Here is an 18,200-nt window from a genome sequence, read left to right as displayed (position 1 = left end):
AGACACATCAAGAAGCAGGCAACGCCAGCGGCTAAAACGACGATCTGATCACGGATGCCAAGACATCCCGAGTGACTGAAAACCTGGAGGAAACGTTTATGGAAATATCACGCATCCGGGCCTTGCGCGGTCCCAATCTGTGGAGCCGGCATACCGCGATTGAAGCCATCATCGCCTGTACTGAAACCGAGCGCGCCATTGGCAACATCCCTGGTTTTGAAGCCCGCTTGCGTGAACGCTTCCCCGAGATTGCTCTGCTCCAGCCTACCGTCAGCGATGAGGTCGTTTCCATGGCCCACGCCATCGAATTTGCCGCACTCGGGCTGCAAGCGCAGGCCGGTTGTCCGGTGACTTTCAGCCGCACGGCACAAACACTGGAGCCCGGCGTCTACCAGGTGGTGGTCGAATACAGCGAAGAAGCCGTCGGCCGCCTTGCTTTCGAAGTTGCCCAAGCGCTGTGCAACGCAGCCGTCGAAAACACACCTTTCGATCTGACCGACGCACTGCACCGACTGCGTGAACTCGACGAAGACGTGCGTCTCGGGCCAAGCACGGGTTCCATCGTTTACGCCGCCGTTGCGCGCGGCATCCCCTACCGCCGACTGACCGAAGGCAGCATGGTGCAGTTCGGCTGGGGTAGTAAACAGCGCCGCATCCAGGCCGCCGAAACCGACCAGACCAGCGCGGTGGCTGAATCCATTGCGCAGGACAAGGAATTAACCAAGAACCTGTTGCACGCTGCCGGTGTTCCGGTGCCTGCCGGTCGTCCGGTAGTCAATGCGGCTGACGCTTGGGCTGCCGCCTGCGAAATTGGTGGTGCGGTCGTCGTCAAGCCGCAGGACGGCAACCAGGGCAAGGGCGTCGCCGTCAATCTCGTCAGCCGCGAGCAGATTGAAGCCGCTTACGCCGTAGCGGTCGAGATCAGCGACGAGGTACTGGTCGAACGCTATATTCCCGGTCACGATTACCGCATGCTGGTCATCGGCAACAAACTGATCGCTGCGGCCCGGCGTGAACCGCCGCAAGTCACCGGTGACGGCGTGCGCAGCGTCCGGCAACTGGTCGAGTTGGTGAATAGCGACCCGCGACGTGGCGAAGGCCATGCCACGTCGCTGACCAAGATCCGCTTTGACGACATCGCCCTCGCCCGCCTCGCAACCGAGGGGCTGACGGCTGACTCCGTGCCCGCCAAAGGCGCGCGCGTCATCCTGCGCAACAATGCCAATCTATCCACCGGCGGCACGGCGACCGACGTCACCGACGATGTCCATCCAGAATTTGCGGCGCGTGCCGTGGCGGCCGCGCAAACCATCGGCCTCGATATTGCCGGCGTTGACATCGTATGCAACAACGTCTTGCGCCCGCTCGAAGAGCAAGGTGGCGGCGTCGTCGAGCTCAATGCCGCACCGGGTCTGCGCATGCACCTGCAACCTTCCTACGGCAAAGGTCGTGCGGTCGGCGAAGCGATTATCGCCAACATGTTTGCGCCAGGCGACGATGCGCGCATCCCGCTGGTCGCTGTTGCCGGGACCAATGGCAAGACGACGACGGTTCGCCTGATCGCCAGCATTCTCGGCAGCCAGGGCCTGCGTGTCGGCATGACCAGCACCGATGGCGTCTATATCGAAGGCCAGCGCATCGATACCGGCGACTGCAGCGGCCCGAAAAGCGCAAAAAATGTCCTGCTCCACCCCGACGTCGATGCCGCCGTATTCGAAACTGCGCGTGGCGGCGTACTGCGTGAAGGCCTGGGGTTTGACTACTGCAATGTTGCGGTGGTCACCAATATCGGCATGGGCGACCACCTTGGCCTCTCATACATCAGCACGGTCGATGATCTGGCCGTCGTCAAGCGCGTCATTGTGCGCAATGTCAAACCGGAAACCGGTGTCGCCGTTCTCAACGCGGCCGACCCGATGGTGGTACGCATGGCCGACGCCTGTCCCGGCAAAGTCACCTTCTTTGCCTGCGACCGCAACCATCCGGTAATGGCCATGCATCGTGCGCAGGGCAAACGTGTGGTTTACCTCGACGATGATTCGATCGTCGCTTCCGAGCGCGGCTTCGAGCAACGCATTCTGCTGGCTGAAATCCCGGTTACCGCCAATGGCGCCATCGGCTTCCAGATCGAAAACGCAATGGCTGCAGCCGGCGCTGGGTGGGCACTAGGCATCGACTGGGCGATCATTCGTGCCGGTCTGGCCAGCTTTGTTAACGACGCCCAAAGCGCCCCTGGCCGCTTCAACCTCTTCAACTACCGTGGCGCGACGCTGATCGCCGACTACGGCCACAACCCGGACGCGATCCAGGCCTTGGTCAGCGCCATCGACAACATGCCGGCCACGGCGAGCACACGTCGCTCAGTGGTCATCAGTGGCGCCGGGGACCGGCGCGATGAAGACATCCGCCAGCAGACCGAAATTCTCGGCGACGCGTTCGACCAGGTCGTGCTTTATCAGGATCAATGTCAACGTGGGCGCGCCGATGGTGAAGTCCTGGCCCTGCTGCAGCAGGGCCTTAGAAAAGCCAAGCGCACCACGGAGATCAGGGAAATTCATGGCGAATTCGTGGCCATCGACAGCGCGCTCGCCGATCTGAAACCCGGTGACCTGTGCCTGATTCTGATCGATCAGGTTGAGGAAGCACTGGCACACATCGCCAAGCGGGTGGCTGAAGGCTGACCGTATTGTTTCCTGCCCCGGTAATCTCGGAGTTTTCTTCCTTGCGCAGGGAAGAACCAACCTTTCAGATAGCATTGCGTCGGATATTGTCACAAAAACACAACAGGCTCTGCCCGCCCGACAAACCCGAAAAACATTTTTGTAGATAGGGCTTATCTGAGAAGGCATAATCTGCAGAATTCCGAATAATTCTCGGCACTGGCGACATTTCATGAATTTAAACGCAAAAGTCACATTTTTCTTTGCCGGCATTGTGGGATTGCTGATCGTGGCGCTGGTCGCCATCAGCCTGTATGCCTTCCGCAACTTTTCCCTGGATACTGCTTCCGATCACATGCGCACCGCCGCCGAGATCGTGCGCGTGCATCTCACCGAATCGATGATCAATGGCACCATCAGCAAACGGGAAGGATTCCTAAAGCGATTGCTGGAAGTCCAGGGACTCAAGTCTGCCCGGGTCATTCGTTCTCCCCTCGTCGAGCAACAGTTCGGCAAGGGACTCATGCAAGAGTCGGAAGCTGACAGTAGCGACCGTGATGTACTGCGACTCGGGAAACCTCATTTCGTAATTTCCGATATCGGCAACGATCTTGTCTTTCGTGGAACGTTCCCCTACATCGCCTCATCAAGCGGCACCCCCAACTGCCTGCAATGCCACCAGGTCGAGGAAGGTGCGGTGCTCGGGGCAATCACCATCACCATGTCGATCAACGCCCTGAAGGAAAAGGCGCTGTGGGCCATCAGCGGCATCGTCGGCGCCGTGGCTTTTTTCGGGATACTGCTCATCGTACTGGTGCGACGCATGCTCAAACCGGTCTCGACGACGGCGCATGCGGTGGAAACGGCCGTGCACAAAGCCCTGGAGGGAGATTTCAAGTCGCATGTGGAACATAACACCAACGACGAGATAGGCCATATCGCGGCCGACATGAACCGCCTGCTGACCTTCCTTGACGACGGTCTGAACCGGATCGGCAAGAACGTCGCCCGCCTCACCGGCCGCACGCCCTCGCCGGATGAAAACCTTCTGACCGCCACCATCGATATGGTCGATGGCCTGACCAAGGCAGCGCATTTCAAGCAGGCCATCGAAGAAGACGAGACCAAGAGCGAAATCTACCAGCGTCTCTCGGCGACCCTGAACAGCGAATTCAAAGTCAAAGAATTTTCCATCTATGAACTCAATCACCACAAGCACCAGATGGAAGCCGTGATTGTCGACGGTCAGTTCGGAGGCAACTGTCGCTGGTGCGATCCGCAAATCCTGATTCGTCCGGAAGCCTGCCGAGCCCGGCGTACAGGGCATGTGGTCGATGGCGTCACCAACCCGGCCATCTGTTACTCGTTCAAGCCACCGGAAGACTCGGAATACCAGCACATCTGCATTCCGATCATGCAGTCCGGCGCGGTGGGCAGCGTTTTGCAACTGGTTGCTGCTCACGGTGATCGGCACCGACTCATCGCCATCGAACCCTACGTCAACGTCTATCTGCGCGAGGCCTCCCCAGTGCTGGAAACCAAGCGGTTGATGGAAACCTTGCGCGAAGCCAACCTGCGCGACCCGATGACCGGCCTGAACAACCGCCGTTTCCTGGAAGAATATGTCGAGACTCTGGTCGCCAACGTGCATCGGATAAAAGCTCACCTGGCCATCCTGATGCTCGATCTCGATTACTTCAAGATGGTAAATGACACCCATGGCCACGACGCGGGCGACGCCGTTCTGAAAGCGCTGGCCAAAGTGCTCAAGCAGACCGTTCGTTCCTCTGACATGGTGATCCGTTACGGTGGAGAAGAATTCCTCATCATCCTGCAGGACGCAGAAGGCGATAATGCTGACCGCGTCGCCGAAAACATCCGCGTCGCCGTGGAAAGCATCAAGACTCAGGTGGGTAGCGTGGTCATCCAGAAAACCATCTCGATCGGCATTGCCGATTTCCCCACCGACAGCGACACCTTCTGGCAGACCGTCAAGTATGCCGATGTCGCCTTGTACCGGGCCAAGGAAGAAGGCCGCAACCGGGTGGTGCGGTTCAACCCCAGCATGTGGACCGACACCAAGGAGTATTGAACGGCAACCCCCTGCAGAATGTTTCACTCTGTCCGGGTTTGTTCCAATACATCCGGCTTGCTTCCGACGGCCAGCCCTGTACCCCTCTGCACTTGTTTTGCGCTACAGCAGGCCGCCACATTTGTTAGTCGTTCTATTCCATATGCGCCCAACACCGAGACCTCCCTTTTATGTATCAACGTCCTTGCGCGCCTTTACCTGGCTTGCCATCCTGGGCATCGCGACGCTTGCCGGGTGCGCCAGTGACAGACCCCAACCCGAGCCTTTACCGCCACGGCCGGTGGATATGCGAGCCCAGATCGCGAGCTTGCTGCCGACCAATACGGTCGATCGCCCGGGCTGGGCCGTCGACATCCATGCCGCGTTTGTAGCGCTTGAAATCAAACCGAATCTCCAGAATATCTGTGCGGTAATCGCCGTGACCGAACAGGAATCGTCCGTTCGCGCCGATCCTTCAGTTCCGAACCTGGGACGCATCGCCTGGGAGGAGATCGACCGTCGGGCGGAGCGCCTCGGCGTGCCCAAGTTTGCGGTGCATGTGGCGCTGAAGCTATCGTCGCCCACCGGAAAAAGTTACGGCGAACGCATCGACGCGGTCACGACAGAGAGGGAACTGAGCGAGATTTTCGAGGATTTCATCGCTATGGTGCCGCTGGGTAAACGCCTGTTAGCCGACTGGAATCCTGTACGTACCGGCGGTGCGATGCAGGTAAGCATCGCCTTCGCCGAGCGGCACGTGCAGGAACACCCTTACCCGTTCAGCACGACGAATTCGATCCGCCACGAGGTATTCACGCGCCGCGGCGGCATGTACTTCGGCATCGCCCACCTGCTCGGTTATCCGGCCACCTACGACAAACTTATCTACCGCTTCGCAGATTTCAACGCCGGCCGCTACGCGAGCCGCAACGCCGCGTTCCAGAATGCGGCGAGCCTGGCCTCGGGCAAACCCCTCGATCTCGACGGGGATCTGCTTCGCCAGGGTGATGACGATACCGCCAAACCCGGCAGCACAGAACTTGCCGTGCGCTCGATCAGCAAGGCGCTTGACATGAATCATCAAGCGATTCGTCGTGCGCTTGAGCAGGGGGGCAGCCAGGAGTTTGACCGCACCCTACTTTACACACGGATGTTCGAGCTTGCCGACAGGCTGGAACGGCAACCACTGCCGCGTGCGCTGATTCCACGAATAGTGCTGCACAGCCCCAAGATCACTCGCAAACTCACCACCGAGTGGTTTGCCACCCGAGTCGACGAGCGGCACCGGCGATGCCTGGTGCGCGCCGCAGTTCCAACTGTCCCGGAAAGGATGTAGGCGGTCAGCGTAAGCCTGTGCTGCTCGCCAACGGCGTCTTGAATCACTCTACGAAGATCCGATGTATCTCTTGGCAGAATACTACGACGCTAATCGCGGACTTCCTGACCGCCAGAGCTAACTCTTGCACCAAACCAGGCCAGCTTCTTCTGCAGGCTGACCACCGTACCGACGATGATCAGGGCCGGAGAGCTGATGCCGGCTTCTGTCACCCTGGAGGGCAAAGTGCTCAGGTCGGCGGTGATGACACGCTGGCGACTTGACGTACCGTTCTGGACCACCGCGGCCGGCTGCGTTGCCGGCAGGCCGTGGGTGATCATCTGACGACAGATTTCGCCGATGCCGCCAATTCCCATGTAGAAAACCACCGTCTGATTTGGCCGCGCCAAAGCCGGCCAGTCAAGATTGACGGTGCCGTCGCGCAGGTGGCCGGTGACGAAAACCACTGCCTGGGCATGATCCCGATGCGTCAGCGGAATGCCGGCATAGGCAGCGCAGCCGGCAGCGGCTGTCACCCCGGGAACGACCTCGAAGGGGATGCCGAATTCGAACAGGATTTCGATTTCCTCGCCACCGCGTCCGAAAATGAACGGGTCTCCGCCCTTCAGGCGCACCACTTTTTTTCCCTCGCGCGCCAGTCGTACCAGCAACAGATTGAGTTCCCCTTGCGGCATTGAGTGCTTTGAGGTTTCCTTTCCGGCATAGATTTTCAGGGCGTCGGCACGTGCCAGACCAAGGACGCCTTCAGCAATCAAGTGGTCATAGACGACAGCGTCTGCTTCGCCGATCAGCCGGGTGGCGCGCACGGTCAGCAAGTCGATGGCGCCAGGGCCACTACCGACCAGGTAAACGGTGCCTGTTCGCGGCGGAGGCTGAGACTGGCTCATGGCTATCGGACTTCTGGGTTGAGAAGCAAACATAGTAGATGGAGTCTGGGCGTTCGATCAATGCCCATACTGCAGATGTGAAGCGCATCCCGGCCAGCAAGCCGGTTTGGAAAGACAATCCGTGGAACAAGATCTCGCGCGATGCGGGGACATCGCACTGATATCTGGCTGCAAGCCTCACCGATAGGCGATCTGCAACGCTGCCAGTCGGAGAGCCAATGAATACGGCAACCTTCAAGACTATACCTTGTAGATCGCCTTTACTTGCAGGTTGCAGAGCAGCTTGTCGTGCGATATCAGATAGTACGTTCGCCGGGTTCTGATCCGCTTTGCCAAACCTGGGCTGCTCGGTCCGCTGCCCGCTCAGTTGCCGGCCACCTGATCAGTTCGTTTTGCCACCGACTCAAGCGCGGAATCTGAATCGGCGAAACGCCTGGCGATGGCGCGAAACTCTTCGTGAATCAGGAGAAAGGCGTCGACCATGTCCGGGTCGAAATGCGAGGCCTTGCCATCGGCGATGATCTGCACAGCATTTTCGTGCGGCATCGCCTCCTTATAGACTCGCCGGCTGATCAGCGCGTCGTAGACATCCGCGATGGCCATCAGCCGGGCTGCAATCGGGATTTCATCGCCGGAGAGCCCCTCCGGATAGCCGCTGCCATCCCATTTTTCCTGGTGCGACAGGGCAATCTCCTTGGCCATCCGCAAGAACCCGACGTCGGCCCCCAGCGATTTCTCGGCATGGGCGATGGCATCGCGCCCCAGCGCCGCGTGGGTCTTCATGATTTCAAATTCCTGCGAGTCGAAATGCCCGGGTTTGAGAAGGATTCGATCGGCAATACCGACCTTGCCGATATCGTGCAGCGGAGCCGACTTGAAGAGCAGGTCGATATTTGCCTCGGTGAGGAACCACGCGAAACGGGGGGTGGTTTTCAGGTGCTCGGCCAGGGCTTTGACGTAGTATTGCGTCCGACGGATGTGGTTGCCGGTATCGGAATCGCGTGTTTCCGCCAGTGATGCCATCGCCAGAATCGTCACATCCTGGATCGCTCGCACTTCGCGAGTGCGCTTGGCGACTTCCTCTTCAAGAAACGCGGCCTTGTCACGCAGGAAATCGGCGGCGGCCTTGAGCGCAAGCTGCGTCTTGACGCGGGCGAGCACGATGGGCGCACTGATCGGCTTGGTGATGTAATCCACGGCCCCCAACTCCAGGCCCATCTTCTCGTCCTCGACTTCCGCCTTGGCGGTCAGGAAGATGACCGGGATGTCGCGTGTTCGCGGGTCGTGCTTGAGGCCATCGAGCACCTGGTAGCCATCCATTCCCGGCATCAAGATGTCAAGCAGGATAAGGTCGGGCGGGTTCTCGGCCTGGGCGATGCGCAGTGCCTTCTCGCCACCATTGGCGACCTTGACCTTGTAGTCGTCCTTGAGCAGCGAACTCATCAGGTCCAGGTTTTCCGGCGTATCGTCCACCACGAGGATGGTTGCCCGGACGGGATAGTCGAGCGAATTCATTTATTCTCCTCACCATGATTGGCCAGCGCTTGGACCGCAACCGCTGCCTGAAGTGCGCTCAGTGCCACCTCGAAATCAAAACGGTGCACCGCTGCGTCGATGTCACGAAAGTGAATGCCAAACGCAGTGCGCAAGAGCGCCGCGTTTTTCTCAAGCACATCCGTCGCGGCGGAATCGTCGTCGGCAAGCAAGGCGGCAAGGCGCGCTGAGACTTCCTGCAACTGTTGCGGATCGATGGTGGCCTGGATAGTAACGGCCTCGTCATCGGGAAGGTTTTCCCGCAGTCCTGTCACCATCGCCGTCACCATGGCCGCCAGCGGCTTTTCCACCTCGACCACCAAGGCATCGACCAGAGGGCGCACTTCGTGCGCCTTGATTGCGGCTTCGAGACGCGCAGCGATTTCCTGAATCACGCTCGCTCCGATGTTCGCGGCCGTTGCCTTGAGCGTATGGGCCAGGCGCTCGGCCGTTTGCCAGTCGTTGCCATCGAGAGCGCTGGTGATCTGCGCAGGCACCGCTGCCTGGACGCTGATGAATTTGCGCAGCATGGAGAGGTACAGCGCCTTCTTGCCCAGCGCGCGCTTCAATCCCAGCACTGTATCCAGTCCGGCGATCCGGCTCGGAATCTCGCCCCCGCTATTGGCACTGTCGGCCGACACCTGCGCAGCCGGAGCCTTTGCCGCCGAAGCCAAAACAGAAGAAGCCCTCGGCTTGATCCACTTCAACAGGGAACGCCACAGATCATCCGGCTCGATCGGCTTGGCAACGTGATCCTGCATGCCGGCGGCAAGGCATTTGTCCTTGTCGCCCTGCATCGCGCTGGCCGTCATGGCCACGATCGGCAAGTCCTTGAAAAGAGGCAATTTGCGAATTTCCAGCGTCGCCGTAATGCCGTCCATCTCCGGCATCTGCATATCCATCAAGACGATGTCGTAGTCGGCCTGCTGCAACTTTTCCAAAGCGATCCGGCCATTGGCCGCGACTTCGACAACGAAGCCGGCCCTGGTCAGCAACTCAGTCGCCACTTCCTGGTTCATCTCGTTGTCTTCGGCCAGCAGGATACGTGCGCCGGCGATCGTCCCGAGCAGAGACGCCAGCGGCGAAGCGGTCAGGGGCGCGGCCGGCAACTCGTCAAGCTCGGCGCCCAGGCAGCGCATTATGGTGGAGAACAAGCGCGAGGTACTGACCGGCTTGACCAGGACATCATCGATACCGGCTTCCGCTGCCGACTTGCGCAATTCGTCACCACCCGCCGTGCTGACAATGACCAGCCCAGGCGGTGGCTCCAAGCCCAGACGACGGATTTCCCGGGCGGTAGCAAGGCCATCCATGACCAGCATCTTCTCGTCGAGCAAGATGATCTCGTAGGGATCGTCAACCGCCGCGGCGCGAACGACTTCAGCCACGGCGTCTGTGCCGGAGGCCAGCGGCGTGACGTTGAAGCTCATGCTGCGCAGCATCGACCCCAGAGCCTCGCGGGCAGCGTCGTTATCATCGACCAGCAGTATTCGGCGACCGCGTAAATCGGGGTTCGGCAACAGGGGACGCGTACATGCCTGACCACGGCCGAGCCGTGCGGTGAACCAGAAAGTGGAGCCGACGCCGGGTTTGCTCTCGACCCCGACCTCGCCTCCCATCAACTCGACCAGGTGCCTGGAAATCGCCAGACCGAGGCCGGTTCCGCCAAAACGCCGGGTCGTCGAACTGTCGGCCTGCTCAAACGCCTGGAACAGACGCGACTGGTGTTCGGGAGTTATGCCGATACCGGAATCCTGGACCTCAAAGCGAACCAGCACATTATCGGCACTTTCCTCGACCAGACGGGTGCGCAAGACCAGCGTACCGCGCTCGGTAAACTTGACCGCGTTGCCAAGATAGTTCAGCAGGCACTGGCCAAGGCGGTTGGCGTCGCCGTTCAGGAGACAAAGCCCGGGATCGGTTTCGATGACAAGTTCCAGGCCTTTCTCGCGGACGCGTTCAAGCACCATGGATGAAATGTTGGTGAGCAGCGTTTCGGGATCGAAATCGATTCTTTCCAGAACCAGTTTACTGGCCTCGATCTTGGAGATATCGAGGATATCGTTGATCACACGCAGCAGATGATCGGCGGCGGCGGCAATCTTTCTGAGCTTGTCGGCCTGGTCAGGCAGGGTAACTTCCTGACATAGCAGGTGGGTAAATCCGACGATGGCGTTCATCGGCGTGCGGATTTCGTGGCTCATGTTGGCCAGGAAAACGCTCTTCGCCCGCGTTGCACTTTCCGCCTCATCGGCACGCCTCGCCAGTTCAACATTCAGCGCCGCAATCTGCCTTTCCTTGTCCTTGAGGGGCGTGACGTCGGAGACAAGGGAGAAATGCCCCCTGATTGCATTGCCACTCCGGTCCGGAATGTAATTGACCTGGACCCAGTGGCTCTTGCCGCGCCAATCAACAAGTTCACGCTCGAAGGACTGGGGTTGTCCCTGCTGTACACCGGCGATAAAGGGTTGGCTCAGTTCGAAGGCCGTGTCGCCGACCACCTCCCGCAAGTGGCGGCCCCGGACCTCCTCCGGCCGCAGGCCATACACTGCCTTGAAGGAATGGTTGGCAAATTCGTTGATCAGTTCCCGGTTCCAGTAACCAATGAGCGCCGGGGTGTTATCCAGCACCCCGTGCAGCAGCGCCTCGCTCTTGCGCAAGGCGGACTCCAGTTCTTTCCTTTCCGTGTTGTCAAAGAGGGTGGAGCGTATGGAAATCAAATTCCCGTCACCATCCAGGATCATCCGCGCACTCAACACCGTGGGCATGACGCTCCCGTCCTTGCGGATCAGGTCAATTTCCAGGTTGCGCTCGGAACCGGTCTTCTTGAATGCCGCGATGTAGGTGGTGAACATCTTCTGGCTTGCCGAGGAAATCAGTTGCGTAAAGGGCATCTTGCCGACCAGTTCCTCGCGCGCATAGCCCAGCCAGTCCAGTTCTGTGTCATTGATGCGCTGGAAGATACCCTCCGGGTTGAGTGCGTGGTAACCGCAGGGGGCATGGTTATAGAGATCCTCAACCTCCTGCGAACGGACATTCAGATCGGCGTTCGACAGAACGAGTTCACGGGTTCGTTCGGCAACAGCCGTTTCGAGCTGATCGCGTTCGCGGCGGATGGTGTCGTTCTGTTCAGCAATGAAAGCCTGCAAACGATTGAAGTTGGCGAAAAGCAGACGGATTTCTCCGCTGCCTTCAATCGGCAACGGCTCCAGGACGACGGCGCCGCTACCCGCATCACTTCCTGCGTTACTTCCCGCGTTACTTCCTGACTCCCCCATTCGTCGAGCCGCAACTTCGAGCGGCGCAAGTTCATACTTCAGCGCCAGCCAGAGAAGAAGTCCGGCAAATAGCGCAATCAGCATGGCCCCGCCGTAGATTCGAGCGGCCACCCCGCGCACCGGAACAAAAGCCTCATCTGTCGGCAAATAGGCCACGACGATCCAGTCGGCCACCGAAGTACGGGCGGCCGCACTGAGGATTTCGACGCCTTTCGAGTCAGCGCCGATGTCCGGCCCCAGATATCCCTGAAGACGACGGTCGAATAGCTGATTGGTGCCGGACGATGGAATAGGCTGCCGGACGCGCGTTGTATCGGTGCTTGCAATGAAGATGCCCAACTCGGGCGAGATGACATGAAAGCCGCCGGTCTTGCCATTGCGGACCTCCTCGGCCAGATGAAAGTGGCTACCTGAGGCAATGATTTCCGTTCCGCACAGGACTCCAGCGACAGCGCTGCCATCCCCCGGAATGGGTACGCACACGAGAATGAATGGCTTACGGGGAGAGCGGGCCAGTAAAGCCCTTACATCAGGCTTACCGGTCGCCATGATCTTCGTGAAGTAGTTTGCATTGACATACGAACTCCCGACATTGCCGCGAATAGGCGCCTCGGCAATGCGGATCCCGGCCTTTGAAATGACAAAGATGTCCCTGGTAAAAATCTTCATCGCCACCACCTGTTCGGTCAGGTAGGCATCCAGAACAGGCGCGGGTTTTGTGAGAAGCGGAGCGATCCGCCTGGACAGGGCAGAAAGGGTATCGATCCGAAGCCGAACTTCGACATCCAGTGTTCGAGCGACGTAGGCGGCCGCGGTTGCCTGCTCTTCGGCGATCAACTGTTCGAAGTCATCGCGCAGGCTATCCTCCACATACCAGGCCAGGGCGCCGATGCAGAGCACGAAGATCAATACGCCGAACAAGGCCAGCTTGATCTTGAGAGGCCAACTGACGATCTTGGCCCCCCAGGAAGCTACATGCCATCTCATGGCCAATCCTTGGTTCAAACAGCAACAAAACTTCCTGCATCAAGTATCTGTTGCCAAACGGCAGATAGACCTACTTGGGAATGCGCAGCACCTGTCCGGGATAAATCTTGTCCGGATGGGCAAGCATCGGCTTGTTGGCTTCGAAGATCTTCATGTAGTCATTGGCGTTAGCATAATATTCCCGGGCGATTTTCGACAAGGTGTCGCCTCGCACCACGGTGTAAAACTGCGGTTCAGCAGCGGCTTCGGCAACAGTCAACTGGTCCTCTACCTGCACCACGCCGGCCACGTTGCCGCAACACAGCAGAATTTTCTCCTTGACTGCCTGGGTGGCGACCTTGCCAGCGACGGTAACCGTTCCGCTCGCACCGTCGAACCCTACGGACAGTTCCTCGGCGGATAGATTCATCCTGGCGATGTAATCCTTGATGGCATTTGCCGCTGACGCATTGGCGACCGCCGGATCGGACTGAGAAGCCTGCGCCTCGCCGTGGCCGAAAAGTTTCTCGCCCGCTTCCTTGATAAAAGAAAAAAGTCCCATAACGATCTCCCTCTCAATCGACGCGGCGGTTGATCGCGCGACCTGCCGAATAACCGTGAGGAGAAAAATGTTTTTTCTTCATGATGAAAAACCTCCTGTCATTTAAAGAATTTCCAGTATAAGCAAAGCCATGGCGGATTCAAGCTTGAAATACAAAAGCAATATGATGAAAGTAAAGCGGCTTCATAATGACCTCGCCAGGCTTTTAAGGCAGGCATTTTCTGCGACGGTGGTTGAAACGAGGCAAGGCGCATTCGATGTCATTACCTTGAAAGTCGCGCTAGCGACTTTCACGTTAAGAATCCATCGGCATTTTCCGATAAAATACCAGTTAACAAGTATTTCTAATACCTGACTGGATTTATACAGTTTATACATGTTTTTGGTCCGCATCCGCAGCTAACGGGCATGGCTTTGCAAGGCGCCCCAAATTATGAAAATCCTGCCCGTTTCCCTCACCCCCGACCCCTCTGATGAAACTACTAGCCACTCGACTAAGCTGCCAAAAGACGGCAGCCAAGTCGCTGGTTATCCCAGCGGGCGAGGGGAGGTTCGAGAGTCGCTCTGGCGACTTTCACACTAACCCGATCAGAAAACTGATGACGTTCCAGCTTCTTGCAAGCGGTATCAAAAAGGAGAAAACAACATGCCGTCGCTTGAACCTCCCAGGCAGTCCCTTAAAACCAGAATCGCCCTCGGCACGCTGGCCATCTTTCTGGCGTGCCTATGGTCGCTGTCGTTTTACTCCACCCAGGTGTTGCGCAAGGACATGGAGGGCCTGTCAAGCGAACAACAGTTCTCTACCGTGTCCCTGATTGCTGCTCAGATTAACAATGAAATGGATAACCGCCTCAAAGCGCTGGAAAATGCGGCGGATTCGGCCATGCAACCGATGCAGCAAGGGCCCGCGGCAATGCAGGCATTGATCGACCAGCACACACTGCTGCACACGCTGTTTAACGGCGGCATCATCGCCCATGGCCTTGATGGCACGGCGATTGCAGATTATCCCGCGTCGGCGCAACGGCTCGGGGGCAATTATATGTTCGCCGAAAATGTAGCCACCGCACTCAAAGAAGGCAAAGCGTCGATTAGCCGCCCACTCCTTGACAACCAACTGAAAAGTCCGCTGATTGGCCTGGCGGTGCCCATTCGCAATGCCCAGGGAAAAGTCATCGGTTCGCTCGAAGGCGTGATCAAGTTGGGCCGTCCCAATTTTCTGGATGGCATTATGGCAAGCCGCTACGCCAAAACCGGCGGTTATCTGCTTGTCGATCCCCAGCACCGTTTGATTGTCACCGCAACCGACAAAAGCCGCATCATGGAAGTACAACCCGCCCCCGGCATCAACCCCTTGATCGACCGCTTCATCAATGGCTATGAAGGCTCTGCCGTCATCGTCAATCCACTTGGTGTGGAAACGCTGGCTTCGGCCAAAGGTATCCCCGCCGCAGGCTGGATCATGTCTGCCGTAATGCCCACCGAAGAAGCCTTTGCACCGATCCGCGGCATGCAGCAGCGCATGCTGATCGCCATGATTTTCCTGAGCTTGATGGTGGGCGGGCTGGTCTGGTGGATGTTGAGGCGGCAACAAGCGGCAATGAACTGCTTGACCGCCTGGGGGATCGGAGGCCGGATATCGTGATTTCGGATTATCGCCTGGCCAACTCGGAAACCGGATTCGCCGTAATCGAGGCGGCCAGAGACGCTTTTGGTAGCGATCTGCCGGCACTGCTGATTACCGGCGACACCGATCCGGCATTGATCCGCAGCATGGCCGACCAAGGCATCGCCGTACATTACAAACCACTGCAGATTGAAGCTTTGCAGGCCTTCATCATTCAAGCAACAGAGCGGAGAGCGCCATGAAAATACGCATACTGCTGGCCGATGACCATATGATATTCCGCAGTGCGCTACGCATGGTTCTGGAAATGGCGCCCGATATTGAAATCGTCGGCGAAGCGGCAAACGGCCACGCCGTCCTCGAAGCGATTGGCGAAAGCCGCCCGGAGGTGGTGTGCATGGACCTGAGCATGCCTGGCCTGAGCGGCATTGAAACGACGCGACAACTACTCGCCCGCCACCCCGAGATGAAAGTCATCGGCCTGTCGGCCCATGTCGACCCGCTACGGATTGCCGAAATGATCGAAGCTGGCGCCCTTGGCTACGTCGCCAAGATGGCGGTTGGTGAAGAGTTAATGCTGGCCATTCGCACGGTAAACAGGAATCAGACCTATTTCAGCTCCGGGCTTGACCTGCAGCCGCGGTAAAGCGGCGGGACTGAGTTTGCAACAACTGTGACAGGGAGCTTCTCCATGCAGCACATGTTCGAATTTTGCTACCACAACCCGACCCAGGTTCACTTCGGGCTTGACAGCTTTGCCAAGCTGAGTGAGTTGATCCCGCGCAATGCGAAAGTACTGATGCTCTACGGCGCTGGGTCGATCAAACGTAATGGCATCTACGAACAGATCACCCAAATTCTGAGCGGTTACCAAGTGGTCGAATTTGGCGGTGTCGAAGCGAATCCAACGCTCGAAACGCTTGACCGGGCGGTCGACATTGTCCGTGCACAAAATCTGGATTTCATTCTTGCTGTTGGTGGCGGATCGGTCAGTGACGGCGCGAAATTCGTTGCCTCGGCTTCGCTCTACGAGGGGGACGGATGGGACATCGTCAGCGGCAAGCATGTGGTTGAGAAGGCCTTGCCGGTCGGTGTCGTGCTCACCCTGCCGGCAACCGGCTCGGAGTCCAATGCGGGCGCCGTGGTTACGCGTGCGGCGACGCATGAAAAGCGGGTATTTTACGTTCAGCCCGCTCGCCCGCGCTTCGCTATCCTGAATCCGCAGGTCATGGCCAGCCTGCCGGACCGTCAGTTGGAAAACGGTCTGGTCGACGCCTTCGTTCATGTCTGCGAACAATACCTGACCTACCCTGTGGGGGCGTTGGTGCAGGACGGATATGGCGAAGCGGTCATGCGCGCACTGAAGACGCTGGCGGACAGCTTTGATCAACGCCGTGAAACTGGCTGGACGCAAAATCTGATGTGGGCCGCCAACCAGGCCCTCTGCGGAATTATCGGGGTCGGCGTCCCGCAGGATTGGGCGACCCACCGCATGGCCGTGGAGTTGACCGCGCTCTATGGCATTGACCACGCGCGCACCCTGTCGATCCTGCAGCCGTCGCTGCTACGCGAAACGATCAGGGCCAAGGGTGCCAAATTGGAGCAGATGGGGCGCAACGTGTTCGGCTTGAGCAATCCGACTGCCGAAGCAACGATTGCCGCGATCGAAGCACTGTACCGCAGCGTGAACATGCCCTTGCATTTGCGCGATACCGACATTTCCGACAGCGGGGCCGTTCCGCGCATCATGCAAGCGTTGCGCAATCATGGGAATTCTGCCCTGGGGGGCCACGCCGAACTCGATGAAGCCAGGACTGAGCGAATCATTCGAGCCGCCTGTTCCCTGTGAATTCTGAAAAGTGATGCGAAAGGTTTCAAATTAATGGAATGGCAGGACAAGACTGATTGCTGCCGAATGGCTCAATCAGTTCCTTTTCTTTTTCTCCAGACCAGCCCACCCGCCGATGTACCGGCCAAGCCTGCATTTCCGAAGCCGAGAATGGAGCAACCAACCCCGAGGCCTTCTCAACCGTCCCTTCAAGCCAATCACACCAATGCTCGGGCGCAACAATCACAGGCATTCGATCATGGATCGGTGCGATCAAATCATTGGCTGATGTCGTTACGACGCACGTGGTTCTTAGAATCGAACCATCCGGCGCCCTCCAGGATTCCCAGAGTCCGGCCATCGCCAACGGTTCGCCTGACTTCAGGCTGATGAAAAATGGCTGTTTGATCCTATCCAGCGCCTGCCATTCGAAAAACCCCGACGCCGGAATCAAACACCGCCGAGACTGAAAAGATGACCGAAACGCAAATTTTTCCGCGACGGTCTCGCCCCGTGCATTGCTCAATCTGGCCCCAATGGCTGGGTCAACCGCCCATCGCGGAACCAGCCCCCAGCGCAACAGGCGCAGAACGCGCTTACCTTCCGGCGACTGCCTGATCACGGGGATGTCGGCGCCTGGTGGTATGTTGTAACGTGCGGAAAAACCGGCGCATTCGTCCAGGCCGAAATGTGCAATCAGTTCGGCACGAGTTTCCTTTAGAGCAAACCGCCCACACATCTATGACCCCACCGGCAAATCATCCCATCGGGTCGTCTTGCCAAGCGATTCCATTTTCCGCTTCATCTCTCCCCACTCCATGTAAATGTCTTCAGCAACCGAATGAAACGTGCCTGAGCGCCAAACGCTATCAACGTGCTAGGCGTCATCAGCCGCGTACCGCCTTTGTTCATCTTGGAGCACGGATCGGATTGAACAGTTCCTGGATTACCCGGATTCAATATGGCCAAGCGTGCCATTTTCAAAACGTGATCGGGCCGGTCGGTTTTCTCCAGAACCCATCAGGCGCAGGTGGGCCTCGGTTGGTTCGGCCAGCTTCGCGACTGCCGCTTGCCCGGATGGGTGCCGGGATAGGCTGTAAGTTATCAGGAGATCGGCAGACCCGAGAAGAGGGTGCGGCTACATCCACCGTGGCAGCAACGCGCCCCTGCACAAAACCTGTCCGTAAAAGAAAAAAAGCTCACATCGCTGTGAGCCTTCTCTTTACTGGCACGCTGTTCTTGATTGAACTAGCGACTTTCGCATTGCATAAAAACTGTGCCATTCCTGATGGTCATACCTGGCAACAGCGCGGCTTTTCAGCCCATTACCCATCGCCACAATGGCACAACGGAAACAGATTAACGCATTGATTAAATGGTGGGCGGTACTGGGATCGAACCAGTGACTTCCACCGTGTGAAGGTGGCACTCTACCGCTGAGTTAACCGCCCG

12 protein-coding genes and 1 tRNA gene are annotated in these 18,200 nt (G+C 58.3%); 7 read left to right on the top strand and 6 right to left on the bottom strand.

The features are described 5' to 3' along the window. The first annotated feature begins 98 nt into the window (after positions 1-98). From cphA to ACOYNV_RS06720, 3 genes are all read left to right on the top strand, one after another. Positions 99-2,681: a cyanophycin synthetase gene (gene cphA, locus ACOYNV_RS06730; protein ID WP_422898985.1), complete on the top strand. Its 2,583-nt coding sequence runs from the start codon at positions 99-101 to the stop codon at positions 2,679-2,681. A 211-nt stretch (positions 2,682-2,892) separates the two neighbouring features. Beyond that, complete coding sequence (locus ACOYNV_RS06725; RefSeq protein ID WP_422898984.1) at positions 2,893-4,752, top strand: diguanylate cyclase; 1,860 nt, start codon at positions 2,893-2,895, stop codon at positions 4,750-4,752. Positions 4,753-5,038: 286 nt separating this feature from the next. Further along, the gene (locus ACOYNV_RS06720) at positions 5,039-6,067 is read left to right on the top strand and encodes a DUF1615 domain-containing protein (RefSeq protein ID WP_422898983.1); all 1,029 of its coding nucleotides are present in this window, start codon (positions 5,039-5,041) and stop codon (positions 6,065-6,067) included. Positions 6,068-6,156: 89 nt separating this feature from the next. Here ACOYNV_RS06720 and cobA read toward each other — a convergent pair whose 3' ends face one another. The 4 genes from cobA to lysM all read right to left on the bottom strand — a co-directional run bounded on the left by cobA (position 6,157) and on the right by lysM (position 13,293). Next, on the bottom strand, positions 6,157-6,954 hold the full coding sequence (gene cobA, locus ACOYNV_RS06715; RefSeq protein ID WP_422898982.1) for a uroporphyrinogen-III C-methyltransferase: 798 nt from the start codon (positions 6,952-6,954) through the stop codon (positions 6,157-6,159). Between the two features lie 363 nt (positions 6,955-7,317). After that, on the bottom strand, positions 7,318-8,469 hold the full coding sequence (locus ACOYNV_RS06710) for a response regulator (RefSeq protein WP_422898981.1): 1,152 nt from the start codon (positions 8,467-8,469) through the stop codon (positions 7,318-7,320). Beyond that, complete coding sequence (locus tag ACOYNV_RS06705) at positions 8,466-12,752, bottom strand: response regulator (protein ID WP_422898980.1); 4,287 nt, start codon at positions 12,750-12,752, stop codon at positions 8,466-8,468. Before ACOYNV_RS06705 ends, ACOYNV_RS06710 begins: the two co-directional genes overlap by 4 nt. 70 nt (positions 12,753-12,822) lie before the next feature. Next, on the bottom strand, positions 12,823-13,293 hold the full coding sequence (gene lysM / locus ACOYNV_RS06700) for a peptidoglycan-binding protein LysM (protein ID WP_422898979.1): 471 nt from the start codon (positions 13,291-13,293) through the stop codon (positions 12,823-12,825). A gap of 757 nt (positions 13,294-14,050) precedes the next feature. Between lysM and ACOYNV_RS06695 the strand changes: the two genes are divergently transcribed. The 4 genes from ACOYNV_RS06695 to ACOYNV_RS06680 are packed head-to-tail and all read left to right on the top strand — an operon-like array spanning position 14,051 to position 16,769. Further along, positions 14,051-14,938, top strand: coding sequence for a cache domain-containing protein (locus ACOYNV_RS06695; protein ID WP_422898978.1), 888 nt, complete (start codon positions 14,051-14,053; stop codon positions 14,936-14,938). Beyond that, positions 14,935-15,162: a hypothetical protein gene (locus ACOYNV_RS06690; protein WP_422898977.1), complete on the top strand. Its 228-nt coding sequence runs from the start codon at positions 14,935-14,937 to the stop codon at positions 15,160-15,162. The genes ACOYNV_RS06695 and ACOYNV_RS06690 overlap by 4 nt, the downstream gene beginning before the upstream one ends. Continuing rightward, the gene (locus tag ACOYNV_RS06685) at positions 15,159-15,566 is read left to right on the top strand and encodes a response regulator (RefSeq protein WP_422898976.1); all 408 of its coding nucleotides are present in this window, start codon (positions 15,159-15,161) and stop codon (positions 15,564-15,566) included. Before ACOYNV_RS06690 ends, ACOYNV_RS06685 begins: the two co-directional genes overlap by 4 nt. A gap of 45 nt (positions 15,567-15,611) precedes the next feature. Further along, a complete protein-coding gene (locus tag ACOYNV_RS06680) occupies positions 15,612-16,769 on the top strand; it encodes an iron-containing alcohol dehydrogenase (RefSeq protein ID WP_422898975.1) in 1,158 nt (385 codons plus the stop codon). Positions 16,770-16,794: 25 nt separating this feature from the next. On the opposite strand, the gene ACOYNV_RS06675 is transcribed toward ACOYNV_RS06680, so the two are convergent. Together ACOYNV_RS06675 and ACOYNV_RS06670 are read right to left on the bottom strand one after the other, a co-directional pair. Further along, positions 16,795-17,487: an SOS response-associated peptidase gene (locus ACOYNV_RS06675; RefSeq protein WP_422898974.1), complete on the bottom strand. Its 693-nt coding sequence runs from the start codon at positions 17,485-17,487 to the stop codon at positions 16,795-16,797. Positions 17,488-18,124: 637 nt separating this feature from the next. Then, positions 18,125-18,199: transfer RNA gene (locus ACOYNV_RS06670), tRNA-Val, on the bottom strand. Position 18,200 lies beyond the last annotated feature (1 nt).

The organism is Propionivibrio sp., assembly GCF_049316945.1.
Classification (GTDB): Bacteria; Pseudomonadota; Gammaproteobacteria; order Burkholderiales; family Rhodocyclaceae; genus Propionivibrio.
The sequence above is the reverse complement of the archived record's forward strand: the minus strand, read 5'-3'. Positions and strand labels throughout refer to the sequence as shown.